At 44.8% G+C, this 14,971-nt stretch carries 8 protein-coding genes; 6 read left to right on the top strand and 2 right to left on the bottom strand.

What is annotated here, in order from left to right; translation table 11 throughout:
* The first annotated feature begins 53 nt into the window (after positions 1–53).
* From A3766_RS11340 to A3766_RS31990, 6 genes are all read left to right on the top strand, one after another.
* On the top strand, positions 54–308 hold the full coding sequence (locus A3766_RS11340) for a hypothetical protein (protein ID WP_068508138.1): 255 nt from the start codon (positions 54–56) through the stop codon (positions 306–308).
* 80 nt (positions 309–388) lie between these two features.
* Complete coding sequence (locus A3766_RS11335) at positions 389–688, top strand: hypothetical protein (protein ID WP_068508136.1); 300 nt, start codon at positions 389–391, stop codon at positions 686–688.
* An 8-nt stretch (positions 689–696) separates the two neighbouring features.
* Positions 697–1,290, top strand: a complete 594-nt coding sequence (locus tag A3766_RS11330) for a hypothetical protein (protein WP_068508134.1) — start codon at positions 697–699, stop codon at positions 1,288–1,290.
* A gap of 48 nt (positions 1,291–1,338) precedes the next feature.
* Positions 1,339–1,767 carry a hypothetical protein gene (locus A3766_RS11325; protein WP_068508133.1) on the top strand — a complete coding sequence of 143 codons (429 nt, stop codon included), beginning with the start codon at positions 1,339–1,341 and terminating at the stop codon, positions 1,765–1,767.
* Between the two features lie 30 nt (positions 1,768–1,797).
* A complete protein-coding gene (locus tag A3766_RS11320; RefSeq protein WP_068508131.1) occupies positions 1,798–2,895 on the top strand; it encodes a hypothetical protein in 1,098 nt (365 codons plus the stop codon).
* A 30-nt stretch (positions 2,896–2,925) separates the two neighbouring features.
* Positions 2,926–12,543: a tandem-95 repeat protein gene (locus A3766_RS31990; protein ID WP_068642223.1), complete on the top strand. Its 9,618-nt coding sequence runs from the start codon at positions 2,926–2,928 to the stop codon at positions 12,541–12,543.
* Between the two features lie 38 nt (positions 12,544–12,581).
* Here the strand turns inward: A3766_RS31990 and A3766_RS11310 are convergent, their stop codons facing one another.
* Positions 12,582–13,940, bottom strand: a complete 1,359-nt coding sequence (locus A3766_RS11310) for a cell wall metabolism sensor histidine kinase WalK (RefSeq protein ID WP_068642221.1) — start codon at positions 13,938–13,940, stop codon at positions 12,582–12,584.
* Between the two features lie 2 nt (positions 13,941–13,942).
* On the bottom strand, positions 13,943–14,635 hold the full coding sequence (locus tag A3766_RS11305) for a response regulator (RefSeq protein ID WP_068508125.1): 693 nt from the start codon (positions 14,633–14,635) through the stop codon (positions 13,943–13,945).
* Positions 14,636–14,971: the final 336 nt, after the last annotated feature.

The following is a 14,971-nucleotide window of genomic DNA, read 5'->3' as shown; positions in this document are numbered from 1 at the left end:
AATAGATGTGAAGTCTTTTGATTCAGTCTGTATAGCAAACAAGGAGGTGAGCTATGCCGAGAGGAAAGCGCCTGATAGTGTCAAGCTGCCCTCATCATATTGTCCAGCGAGGACATGATAAGACGGCAGCGTTTTTGTGTGATGAAGATGACCAGCACTATTTGGAGGTCTTGATTGAAGCAAAGAATGATTTAGGAGTCGCAGTGGAGCGGTGTCAACTAACAGGCACAGGAAAGTTTGTAGATGAGATTGAAAGGCGTATGGGTCGAAGAGTCGAGAATAGAGGATCGGGTAGGCCTGGGAAGTAGGTCTGACAGCTTTTCAGACACAGATACCAGGAATTGATATAGGTACGTATAATGTCGTACAATTATTCTGTGAGGGGGCAATGAATAAGTTCAAGGACGTTAAAAAGCGGATCCTGCAATGTATATATGATGGAAATGTTTTGCATGAAGCCAGAAACAATATCGAGATTAAGAACTTGTTGGAAGTAGGTGATGTTTCGATCGAAGAGCTAGCAGAAATCATTAAGCATACTCGAGGAGACGACTACGAGGTCAGTCCGCATCATAAAGATCAAAGTATAAATGTGCACCTTATTAAGACTCGGTATCGGCGCCAGTCATGGTATATAAAGTGGTTTTTTATAGAACCAAATGCTGTGTTTATAAGTGTGCATCAATGAGGCCAGTTATGAAAATATTAAAAGAGGGTGATGTGGGAAAGGTTCTTTGTCATACCTGTGAGTCAGTACAAAATTCCACGTTTAAGTTGAGAGACGTCCCCTTTAGTGATGACAGTGGTAGTGTTAAGAACATATTGGCGGGTGTTTGTGATGCCTGCGATAGTGTTGCTGCGATTCCTCATCAATCTACTCCAGCTATTAAGAAGCAGTTAGATAAGCAGCGTAAATCAGTGGAAGGCCGAGTGCCCTCTCACTTAGTTGATGTCCTAAACTTGGCTAGCGATAGTCTCGGAGCTAGTGCTGATTTTATTCCTAGCCTGATTAAATACTACATTCATGCTTTTTATGAGAACTCGATTGCGCCCAAGGATTTACTACCTTTGCTTAAGAGTGATTTGGCAAAAGGTCGAGCGAATAAAAGAATATCACTAAAAGGGCGTTACGTGGCTGAAGAGATAGAGGTGCTTAAAGCTAGGGCTCAGATAGAAACCACAACGGAACTCTTAAAAAGTATTGTATTAAAGATTCACGAAGAAATACTCGTTAAGCAAAAGGCGAGTCGAATCAAAGAGCTTGAACGCTTAGTCGCTGCGGTGGCTTAGTATTAACGACCGATAACGGAATGAATTGAAAATTTTAAGGAAGAAAATATGGGTATATTAGTCGCATTTCTCACCTATCTTGTCGTTGGTTTGCTAGCAATTATATTAGCGCCCGTTCTTTATGCTTGGGTGACCAAGAAGGTAATCGTTTTTGAAAACGCCATATTCAAAGAGTATGCCTACTTCTGGGTGCTCTTGATTCTGCTTGGAGTGGTTTTCCAGGTGCTTTATGTTGCAACGACCCAAGTCATTTACGGCATGGAGCAGCCTATAGGCCTCTACGTGGAAAACTATTCAAATTTGAGTGCACTGATTGGCTTTGCGACAGAGGTGTTGCTTGCTAAATGGATTTTTAGGGAAAGCTATTGGAAGGCTTTTAAGGCATCAATTGTGTACACCATTCTTCTGGTTTTATCTCTTATGATTTTATTTTTTGTTGGGATTTGGGTTGGGCTTAGTGCTTTTGTTGGAGGCTAGTTCTGTCGGCTTGGGTAGGAGGTCTGGTAAATGTTAAGAGTATTACTTAAATGGCTTAAGAAAATAACGATCTTATCAATCGCACCAATTGGTATTTATGGAACTTTGGAGTTGTCTCGCTATTACAGCACAGATGTTCAGTATTTACCTGATGACAGCTTCTTTACTGAGTTTGAGGATATCAAGGTTGATCAATTCGGATGGAGTGCACGGTCAGGACACGGAGGCATCTACTGGGTAAGTGACAATGAAATAGTCACCATGGCAGAGATTGAAAACGAAAAAGCTTTATACCTTGTGAATGTTACGGATGGCTCTTATACGAAATTGGTAGATACCCAAAGTCAAAAGAGGAAGCTCCGTCGATATTGCTTTTCCAATGACACTCTATTTGTCTCTTCATGGCCTTCTTCAGAGCCGCTAGAGTTCGAATATCAACCTAGAAATTTTAAGATTGTTTCTCGGCGAGGTTCTGAACTGAATGGACGATTACGTTCAGCCGTTAGGTGTGGATACTACTCGAGGCCAGGTAAATCTAAACAGCGCAAAGGAATCAGGGAACTGTTAAGGGAAGATGGGTTCATAGTGAAGTTAAGTTCGACTGGAGAGAAGTTTGACAGTGTAGAGTTAGTTAATGCAGATGGTGTTAGCTACAAAGAACTAAGTTCCGAGCCTGATGTTGTTAATTCAATTAATGGTACTGCATTGTACTATCCATATTTTGATGGGTATTTTTCTTATATGACGCAGTATAAACCATGTCCTGGAGTTGGCGTTTGGTGGTTAGGTCGTAAAGATTGGACGCTAAAGGTAAAGGACTATTGTTTAGGTCCTTGGTCTAAGGCTGGTTCGTCTGTTATAGCGCCTACTAATGTTGGTTTATTTGTTGAGCAGCACGGCAGCGGTAAGGGAGCTCCTTGGGCTTTGTATTATTTAGTAACACCAGAGCAAGAGTTGCCAATAGATATGGTAGGGGGGCGTGGAGTTAGCACAGCTCCTGATGGATGTCGGGTTGTTTATGGTTCTGGAGGGTATAGGCCGATTAAGAATAAGGAGTACAGGCAACACCTCAAATTATTCAATGTGTGTGCCTATTTTGAAACGAAAAATATTGATAAGGACGTTTAGATAGTGATAACAAGTCAAAGGAGATGACTGATGATAGAAAGGGAAGAATTCGAGTTAGCATTTTATGCAGCAAAAGGCGCTTATGAGTTAGATGCAGGGGGTGGGTTTCTTAAGCATCTTGGTTATGAGTTTGTTGAGAATGGGATCTGGACAATAGAACAAACGGGACTTAAAGCGGCCCTTTATTCAGATGGTACGGGAAATTATGTATTGGCTTTTGCAGGTACTGAAGGTTCCCAAGATTGGTATCAGAATGTATCCAGCCTGGGCTACGGTCAATGGGAGAGTGTACGACAACAAATATTTGAAATGTTTAATGATATTAACTTCGACGTTGGTGATATTGCCACACTGACTGTAACTGGCCATAGTCTTGGTGGAGCTTTGGCGCAGTATGCTGCTTACGAAATAGTGAGCGAGGGAAAACTAGCAGCTAATCAAATAGACCTATTAACCTTCAATGGTTTAGGTGGAGAAGCTAGTCTAGATTCGAAACATTCTGATTATGATAAAGACCTCCTCGCAGACGCAGATATCTATCACTATTATGAACCCTCAGATCTAGTCGTCCAGCTCTCTGAGCATGTCGGAGGTCAGACATCTAACTATCAACTTAGCTCATCAACTGAAGCAGAGTTCTTCCTCGATGCTCATTCCTTAGCAACCATTGAGCTACAGATGAAGGATGGCAGTGTATTAATAGATTCTCAAGCCAACCATCACTATTTTAATTTGGATGATATTTTGCCGTTAGTTCAAGCTTTGAGCTCTGGAACAAATGGCCTATTGGGTGGTGGTGATCAAGAAATCAGTGAAATGGAGGCGATGGCGAGATTATTTACTATATTACCAGGAATTTCCTTGATTGAGGCCTTCCCCCTTAAATCAAGTGAATATACGGAATTAAGAGATTGGGTTCTGGATAACGTTGCAGAAACGGTACTTGATGTAACTGACCCGACTGAGAGAGCGGTGACAGTATTCGGGCTTGGTGCGGCAATAGGGGCTCTCTCTACAGGACTTAACTTTTCTAGACTTCCCCTCCTCCTCGAAGCGGGTTCCCAATTAACGGCTTCTTATCTAGAGTATTTAAATGCAAACAATGATCAGCCGGACGCGACAACACCGGCAAAGGATGCCTTAGCGTTTAGTCTGTTTTCGATACTTAGCGGTGGCAGACTCAATGATCAGGGGGGGATGGAAGGAGGGACTATTAGTCGTGTGGAAGTTAATCATATACTAGAGGGCAGCGCTCCTCACGAAGCTCAAAGATACTCTGAGGTTTTTCAAGCTGTAGCGGATATATTAGGTGAAAATGTAGAAGATGGTCTTAAGGGGTATATTGACTTCCATCATACGCTGTTGAGTCAGGGCATACACTTTTCGACTGTTGCTGATGCTAGAGGAGTGGATAGAGAGCAATTAGAGCACTGGCTTAATCAATCCGGTTACTTTGATCTGGACGCCCGATTAGCCCGATATAGTGTGATCAATAATCTGCCATTCATCCTAATGGGCCCTGAACTGGCAAGTGCTGTTTCTTCGGAAATCAGGGAATCAGATCGCTATGCTAAAGATACTTATTCCGAACCCTATTGGGTTGATAGGCTTAATTTTTATGAGCTAACACTTTCACAAAACCGAGAGAACCTTCCATATGGGGACGGCTTGGGGACTGAATACGCACTTTTTAAGGACTTGCAAACTGGAGATATAGCTAAAAACTACCTCTTCGCAGATAAGGTAAATACATATACTTTCGGGACAGAAGACAATGATACTTCTGGATTAGAGGGCGGAGAGTATCATGATCACCTATATGGAAATGGCGGTGATGACATTTTATTTGGCAGAGAGGGCGAAGATGTTCTAGATGGCGGAAAAGGAAACGACCACCTTCACGGCGGCACTGGAAACGATTTCTTAGTCGGCGGAGCAGACAACGATACCTACCACTTCACACAAGGTCACGGCTACGACAGGATTGAAGATACTGAAGGAATAAACACCCTCATAATTGGTGGTCGAACCATCACTGCTCTAGAAAAAGTTTCTGGTACAGAAGACTCATATAAAAACGCATTAGATGAAAACGATCCCTATCGCTATCAACTCACTGTGTCAGGCTTTAGAGCCGTAGGCGCTAATGGGGATATTGTCGACGTCATCGCTCAATCAGACTTTTCCCGCTTCGGTATTAATGTTGAAAACAACGAACCTGAACCAAGCCCCGCAGGTGGAGACATCGTCGTCGGTTCAGGCCATAACTACGATGGTGTTAACAACTGGGCTCCCAGTAGAGGTGGAACGGCTACTATTGAAGATAATATTTTCTATGATGCCAGCTTATATGATGCTGACTTATATAACGATGGATACGCCGGCAATGACTGGGAGTTCTGGGGCAGTCATGGCAATGATTATCTAAAAGGCGGTGTAGAAGATGACGTACTGAAAGGTAATCTAGGTGATGATGACCTGCTCGGTGGCGAAGGTAACGACGAGCTATTCGGTCATGCTGGTAAAGATAACCTTGTTGGCGGAACGGGTAATGATACCTTGGTTGGCGGCAGTGGGTCCGATACCTTGTCGGGTGGAGAAGGTATCGACTTCATCTTTGGCAATGGCCCTTACATAAATATTGATGCTGAAACGGGCGAAGTGCTCAATGAAGCCGGAACTGATGTCGGTGATGTAGATATCGTCGACGGGGGGGCCGGAAATGACCGAATCTCTTCAGGCAAGTACACCGACATACTATCGGGTGGTGCGGGCGAGGACCAAATATATGGTGGCGAAGGTAATGACGTTATTGATGGTGGTGCCGACAATGATTTTATTATGGGAGACTCCGCCGGTAACCGTGTTCGCTATACTGAGCCTGGTTTAGGTGGTGATATTCGCATCTTTACCATCACAGATCATATTGACCGTCTGGATGAAAGCCTGAGCTATAACGATACCATTGATGGTGGTCAGGGGGACGATATCATCTTGGGTGAAGCGGGTGATGATACGATTGACGGTGGTGATGGAGATGACTACATCGAAGGTGATAAATCCAACGACAATGGCTTTTTCACAGCTGAAGGTCAGTATCTGTCTTATACCAATAAGGAGGGTGTAGAGCGCTTAATTACGGCTGATGATTATGTCGAATTCCAAGAAGAATGGAGCGGTAACGATACCCTAAAAGGCGGTGCTGGCGTCGATACAATATACGGCAATGGTGGAAATGATACGCTTCATGGTGGGAGTGAGACTGACTGGCTTTATGGGGGAACGGGCTCCGACACAATTAATGGTGATGAAGGTAGTGATGTTCTCTATGGCGACGAAGGGAATGACCGTCTTAATGGCGGGGAGCAGCATGACTGGCTTTACGGCGGTGAAGGTGATGATCAATTATATGGCGGCGCAGGTAATGACCAGATCCAGGGTGGAAAAGGTGATGACGTTTTATCTGGAGGCTCGGGTACAGACCGCTTAGACGGAGGCGCGGGTAATGATACCTTTATCGTGAAGCCCGGTGACGGTACGATCTATATTACTGATACCCAAGGCATCAATATCCTAGCTTTTGAGGGTGGTTTGAATGCTGGCGATATTTATACCTATGCGAGACCTTCTTCTCAAGATCCTACAAGCGACAGTTTTATTAAGATAAATTATGGCTCGAATGAAAGTGATGTGATCGCTATGTCGCAGACGACTTTCTCGTACATCCGTGAAGCTCGATTTGCTGATGGTTCAAGTTTATCTCTCATTGTCGACAACTTGTCCAATGGAACTAACCTAGGAACGGATAGTGATGACCATATCACCTCGGACGGCGTAGGCTCGAAGCACTATTATGGGTTCAGTGGTGCCGACACTATTGATGCCGGAGACGGCCAGGATTATGTCTATGGTGGTGATGATAACGACGCAATCAATGGCAATAGTGGGGATGATTATCTGTATGGTGATGTCGGTGATGACGTTATTGCAGGAGGAGAAGGAGACGATGTCATTTTTGGCGGAGCAGGAAATGATACCTACCTGTATAGCCTGGGTGATGGTGCTGACTATATCTCGACCTATGATGAAACTGAAGGTCGACAAGATGTCCTTGTTTTCGATGAGTCGATTGCTGCCCAGACCAGCTATGTGACACGAAGTGGTGATGATCTAAAGCTTGTTCTTGGCAATGATGACAGCATCGTCGTTGAAAGCTTCTTTAAAGAAGATGACCCTAATTACGCCTTAACAGCGATTAACTTTTCCGACGGTACTTCATGGGACAGCGATGAAGTGCGAAGCCGAATTCAGGCTGCAACACCGTATGACGATGTCGTTCAAGCGAGTGCAGAAGGTGAGGTCATTAGCGGGCTTGCGGGCAATGATACGATCACAGGTCAAGAGGGGAATGACCAATTCTTCGGTGATGAAGGTAATGACATATTGTCTGGAAACCAAGGGAGTGATGAGCTAAATGGGGGGGATGGGCAAGACACATTATATGGAAATGATGGTGATGACACCTTAATTGGCGGTAATGGCGATGACTATTTATACGGAGGTGCGGGCCATAATATCTATCACTATGCTTTGGGAGATGGGAATGATCAAATTCGTGCAGAAGGTGCTGAAGCGTCTCATCTACTCATATTTTCCGAGACGGTTGACCCAAGTGAAATAGACCTGGTGAATAGCGACGATGATTTGATCATAACCCTGACTGCCAGCGGAGAAACAATCGAAGTCTTTGGCTTTTTCGATACGGATCCAAGCCAGAGAACAAGTCTCTCGATTCAATTTGATGCAACTTCGTCAACATGGTCAGATTCTGAGCTTCGAACTAAAACATTTGAGGCAACAGCGGGCAACGATACCATTCAGGGGACAGCTGACGCTGATACGCTAAGTGGATTGGCGGGAGATGATAATCTAAATGGCTTGGACGGTGATGACATACTCTTAGGCGGAGAAGGGCGCGACACCTTAAATGGAGGTACCGGCAATGATACTTTAGATGGTGGTGCGGGGGACGATTCCCTAACAGGTGGTTTAGGCAATGATACGTATTTATACGGCATTGGGTCCGGTCATGACATTATCGACTTTGATAGTAATTCAAGCCTTGTCGGGAGTAATACCGTCATGTTTGATGAGTCAATTCAAGCGAATGATCTCGAGTTAGAGCGTGTTAAGGATACCCATAATAGTTATCGTGACCACCTGCTTATTACTGTCAAATCTACAGGTGAAACTCTTACTGTCGCACGTTACTTTTCAAACTCTAGTGACGATACGACCAGTACCGGCCAAGTATCTACTTTCGAGTTTTCTGATGGTTCCGAATGGGCTGAAACAGATATCTATGCTTTGATCATTAATTCTATTACCGAAGGTGACGACTATTTTGTTGCAGGTGATGCTGATGACGAAATTGATGGTTTGGCAGGGAATGACAGCATTTTCGGAGGTCAAGGCAACGACCACCTCAGCGGTGGGCAAGGTGACGACTCGTTGCTAGGTTATTCGGGCGCTGACCAATTGTTTGGTAATTCTGGTAATGATTGGCTCTATGGTGGTGAGGGCAATGATGAGTTGAATGGCGGTGCCGGGAATGATTACCTTAATGCCGGCGATGGCGATGATACCGTTAGTATGAATGTGGGTGAAGGCCATGATGAAGTGGTATTCGGTGGTGGCTTAAATACGCTAAACATTCAGGGTGATATCGACGCAAGTGACATTGAATTTAGAATGAAAGGTCGACACTCACTATTTATTAGCGCTGGCGAGGCTTTGGACTGGTCTGTTGAGGTCAGTTTGCATTTTGATAGAGACTATGGAAATTGGCGCTATCAACTTGATCACTTGCTTGTGAATGACACCGAGGTCGAAATTACCGATACGATAGGCGAGGTCATTGATATTTCTGGTGGTTACTATAATGGTTCAGGTTATGTCGTAATTAGGAGTAACGAAACGGAATCTTGGAATTATGCTTTAGGCACTGAGGGTGACGATCTAATTTACGGCACGGATGATGCCGCAATATTTGATGAACTTGAAGGCGGTGCCGGGAATGATCAGCTATATGGCAAAGCAAATAATGACATTCTTCGAGGCGGAGAGGGGCATGACGTTTTAGACGGGGGCGCAGGTGATGATGAACTTTATGGTGGAGACGGCCAAGATACCCTGATTAGTGGCAAAGGGAATGATCGTCTAATGGGCGGCTTTGGGGGCGATGTATATCGTATCTACGCAGGTTCTGGAGTATCTCGTATTTCTGATTTTTCAGAAGACTTTAACATCATTGAAATAGCGAATGATTTAAGCGCACAAAATGCTGCGCTTCACCAAAGTGGTGATGATTTAATGATCTCTTTTGAAACGGGTGAGAATGTCATTGTCTCGAACTATTTCGACTCAGGAATCCCAAGTGGCGTAATTGATGAAATACGCTTTGCCGATAATACTGTCTGGGAATCTGCGTATGTTCAGGCAAACGTTGAAGACCTTCCGCTCTCATACGATGGGCAAGCTCCAGCAGGATTTAACGTTGTAGATCAACCTAACGGGAGTGGCGATTATATCGGTACGAATGATGACGATTTTATTGAGGGTACTGGAGACCAAGAAGTCGTTTATGGGTCTTGGGGGCGAGATATCATCGTTGGCTTTGGTGGTTCTGATGAGTTAGTGGGTAGTAGTGGTGGCGATTTGATAATCGGTGACGGTTTGCTATTTGGTAACGAAGGGGATGACATTTTGGAGTCGAGAAATATGAGCAACGACAATTATGATGGTCGTGCTTTTATGTTTGGCGGTGATGGTGATGATACCTATCGTGTCGGTATAAACAGCGTAAACACCTTTATCTACAACGGCTCTGAAGCGGGTCATTATGGCGCTAGCTTTTCAGGGGGGCCAGGTGGAAGCGCAAGTGACTTTGATGTACTGGAGTTTATGGAAGGCATCTCTCCCGACGATATTAATTTTTATGCTAATGGTTATGGTCTCGAATTAGAAATCGGAAATAATGGCTATGTCGTCACGTTGGCAGATTATTTTGAACCTTTGACATACCAAGGGCAGGGCATAGGTGAAACCGCACCCGTTGACGAAATTCGTTTTGCTGACGGGACAGTTTGGAATCAAAACGACATCACAGACATGTTGGCTAACGCTCCGGTTGATCAAGATATTGAGGGAACTAGTCAGGCTGATACACTTTTAGGTGGTGCTGGTGATGACTGGATCGCAGGTTTTGAAGGCGATGATACTCTGTATGGTGAAGGTGGCGACGATATCTTAGTTGGCGGTGCTGGGAACGATACTTTGTACGGCGGTTCGGGTGAAGATGACTATGATTTCGACCCTGGTTTTGGTCAAGATGTCATTTACAATACTGGAAGCGACTATAATGAGATATGGCTTTACCAGGTTAATGAGTCGGATGTGGCTTATGCAAAGCAAGGCAATGACCTCGTGGTTTCTATTATCGGAACGTCTGATCAGATAACCGTTAAAGACTGGTATGAGTCACCGGAACGAAAAGTAGTAGTGTATTTCGATGATTTGGATATCACACATTCAATCGATCATATTGAGTCATTAGCGACTGACGAGAGTAGTTCGAGCAATAGCGAACCTACCGCTCTAGCGGATACAGCAAACACCGAGGAAGATACTTCCATTATCATTGATGTGTTAGCCAATGACAGCGATATCGATGGTGATAGTCTGAGCATTAGCTCTGCTTCAGCCTCGTATGGTTCGGTTCTCATCAATGGTGATGGAACGCTGAACTACACACCTAATGTAGATTTCAACGGTTTAGATAGCATCAGCTATGAAGTCTCAGATGGTAACGGTAGCACCGCGGCCTCATCGGTATTCGTCACGGTTAACCCCGAAAACGATGCGCCTGTTGCTGTATTCGATACGGCTGCAACGCAGGAAGATACGTCAGTCACGATTGATGTGTTAGCGAATGACAGCGATATCGATGGTGATAGTTTGAGCGTTAGCTCTGCATCAGCGGTAAGTGGTGCTGTTGTAATTAATGGCGATGGAACGCTGAGCTACTCGCCTAATGCAGATTTCAATGGTTTAGATAGCATCAGCTATGAAATCTCAGACGGTAACGGTGGCACCATGACCTCGTCAGTCTCTGTCACAGTGAACCCTGAAAATGATGCGCCTGTTGCTGTTGCAGATGCGGCAGCAACACAGGAGGATACGTCTGTCACCATTAATGTGTTAGCGAATGATGGTGATATCGACGGAGATAGTTTGAGCATTAGCTCTGCATCAGCGTCAAATGGTGCTGTTGTGATTAATGGCGATGGCACACTGAACTATACACCTAATGCAGATTTCAACGGCTTAGATAGCATTAGCTATGAAATCTCAGACGGTAACGGTGGCACGGGGGCCTCGTCGGTATCCGTCACGGTTAACCCCGAAAATGATGTACCAGTTGCTGTAGTCGATACCGCTGTAACGCAGGAAGATGCTTCTGTCACCATTGATGTGTTAGCGAATGATGGCGATATCGACGGAGATAGTTTGAGCATTAGCTCAGCATCAGCGTCAAACGGTGCAGTTGCGATAAATGGCGATGGCACACTAAGTTATGCGCCAAATTCAGACTTTAATGGTCTTGATAGCATTAGCTATGAGGTCTCAGACGGTAACGGTGGCACGGCGACCTCATCGGTATCCGTCACGGTCAACCCTGAAAATGATGCGCCGGTATCAATATCTGATACAGCTGTTACTGATGAAGATACGGCAGTTGTTATCGATGTTCTTGTGAACGATAGTGATATTGATGGTGATAGTTTATCTGTTGTGGCTGCTGCGGCGATTAGCGGTGTCGTAGCTATCAATGGTGATGGAACTATCTCATATACGCCTAGCGCTAATTTCGTAGGAGAAGATTCAATCACCTACGAAGTTTCGGACGGTAATGGTGGAGTCGCCAATTCAACCGTCGCAGTAACTGTAAACTCAACTGAGGATGATCCAATTACTATTGTTGGAACTGGTGCTGCAGAAACTTTAGAGGGTGGAAATAATAACGATAACCTCGCAGCCAAAGGTGGAAAGGACGTTCTATATGGATATGAAGGCAACGACACGCTACACGGTGGTGGCGGTGCCGACTCTCTATATGGCGGCTTGGGAGCAGATACACTAAAAGGTGCTAATGGCTCTGATAAGCTTTACGGGAATGAAGGTAACGATTTGTTGGTGGGTGGTAAAGGCCATGATACCTATTACTACCAAACTGGTGATGGCTATGATCGTATTAATAACGCTTCAAATAACTTCGCGACTGATACTGACAAACTTAGTTTGGAAAGTGTAGGTGATGTCGATGATGTATGGTTCAAAAAGACGAACAACCATCTCGATATTTATGTGCTGGGAAGTGAAGACCACGTTCGAGTTAATAACTGGTACAAGGCAGATAAGTTTAAGCTGGATTCAATTGAGGCGGGTGGCCAAGCCATTGATGCTATTAATATTGAACAGCTTGTAAGTGCGATGGCTTCGTTCGGAGCTCCTTCAGGAGGCAGCATATCGCTGAATTCTGATGAGCAAAACCAAGTCGATACAGCAATAGCGACGGCTTGGGCCTAGAGGCTACATAAAGGGCCTTCGGGCCCTTAAAAACTTTCTCAACTCTTCGGCAAAATAACCACAACCCTAAGCCCCTTAACCTCCCGATTACTCAACTCAATCACACCATTGTGCTTCTTAATAATTTGCGAGCTAATAGCGAGACCTAATCCAAAGCCTCCCGTGCCTCGGTTACGGCTTTTGTCAGCTCGGTAGAAGGGTTTGAGGATCGATTTGAGCTCTTCTTCTGGAATGCCGGGGCCTTCGTCCAAAATCTCTATATGAAGATTGCCAGAGCCCTCATAGAGCTTGAGCTCGATGTTGGCATCGTTGGGGCTGTATTTGATGGCGTTTGTTAGCAGGTTTTCAAATGCCCGGGTTAGCAAGGGCTCGTCACCTTTGATGAGCGCATCGCTTTGTAAATCGGTTTTTAGTGTCAGGTTTTTTTCTTTTAGTTCGAGTTCTGCGTCATCGGTAATGCGGCCCAAGAGTTGTGACAGGGGCAGGCTCTCCATCTGCGTCAATTGCTGGTTGTCAGTTTGCATTAAGGTGAGCAGTTGGTTGATGAGTTCTTCGATACACTGGTTCTGGTGTTCGATTTTGTCTAACAACTTGCCTGGGTCATCAACTGATCTGGCGAGTTCAATCGCGAGTTTTTGGCGAGTGAGTGGGGTTCTTATTTCGTGCGAAATATCACGAAAAAGTTGCTGCTGACTGCTAATTAAGTCAGATACTTTATCAGCCATTTGGTCGAATGCGGTGGCGAGTTGCCCTAGTTCATCTTTGCGTTTGCCAACATCCTGACTGACGCGAATGTCGAGCTTTCCTTGGGATATCTCAAGGCTGGCTTGATGTAACACGCGAATAGGCTTGGCGATAGAGCGTGCTATCCACAGTGAACCTAATAATATGATGATACAAGATGCCAGTAGACGATAGCCGTGCAAAGACTCCGGGTTGAAGCGGGACTGTATATAGCGCGAAGGCATGACTCGCAAGATATAACTTTGCCCGTTTGGTGAGGATATTTGTTGGTCGGCCAAATTTAGCAAGTGTGTTCGATAGGGTTTGTCATCGTGATCGTGATGCTCATCATCATCGTCGTCATCATGATACCTTGGCTTTCGGTGTGGAATTACCGGCGTCTCGTCAGTATGTAATAACACTACGCGTATGCCTTCGCGGCGGGCCAGTTTTCGGTACCAGCGTTTTAGGGCTTTGCCTCCTTGCTGCTCGTATACCTCTATTGCTTCGGGTGCGAGTGAGCGCATCTTGTCTTTTACTTGCTCGACCTTGAATTCATTGACGACGATTTCTTTGGTGATCCAGATATTGGCGAGAATGGTCGCAAAGGTGGTTAGCCAGAAGATCAGAATAATCTTCCAAAACAAGCGATGTTTAAAGATGGATTGAGTCATGCTTAACGCGTCTCCACCTGACCTTGGAATAAATAACCACTGCCACGAATGGTTTTGATGTGTTCGCTATCGAGTTTCTTACGCAGGTTACTCATATGCATATCAATGGCCCGATCATAGAGTGTTAGCTTTCGCCCTAAAGCAAGCTCGGTTAGCTCGGCTTTGGTCATAATTTCATTGGCGTTGCGCATCAGTGCGTGCAGAATATTGAATTCACTGCTGGTAAGTTCTATTTCTTCACCCTCAATTAGGGCTTCACGCGTTTTTAGTTTTAGCTTGATTTTGTCTGAAACCAGCTCACTAGCCTGGTTTGTTGTCTGGCCTTGGTCGATCTCCACGCGTCTTAGCAATGCTTTGATTCGCGCCACCAACTCTCGTGGGTTAAATGGCTTGGGAAGGTAGTCGTCGGCGCCCATCTCAAAGCCTATGATTCTGTCTAGCTCATCACCTTTTGCGGTGAGCATTAATATTGGGCTAGTGATTTGGCCGCGTATATCACGCAACACGCTTAAACCATCTTTGTTAGGCAGCATGATGTCGAGAATGATAACGTCGTAGTGACTTTTTAAAGCCAAGCGTTCACCTTCGACGCCATCGAATGCCGTGGTCATGGTGAAACCTTCTTGTACTAGCAGGCTACTTAGAAGCTCACTGATCTCGGTATCATCTTCAATGAGTAATATATTGGCACTCATATCAAACCTTTATTGATTTACGGAATTGTTTGAAGTCTAGCATAGGCTTTTTACCTTCTATTTAATCTTTACAGAGACTTTACGTTTACTAGACCCCGATTTACATAGCAATGAATACAATGATTATCAGTCGATAACAAATCGATTAAAAAAATCATTGAGAGGAAGAAATCATGAGTAATCGTCTATTTACTAAGAAGAAGTTATTAGGTTTGAGTTTAGCGATGGTCATCGCAGGGTCTGCAGCGGTTGCGACAGCAGGGCCGCACTATAAAGAGCATGGCATGAACCACAAAATGGAAAGAATGCTCAAGCGCCTTGACTTAAGCGAAGAGC

It is taken from the genome of Oleiphilus sp. HI0132, assembly GCF_001635845.1.
The sequence above is the reverse complement of the archived record's forward strand: the minus strand, read 5'-3'. Positions and strand labels throughout refer to the sequence as shown.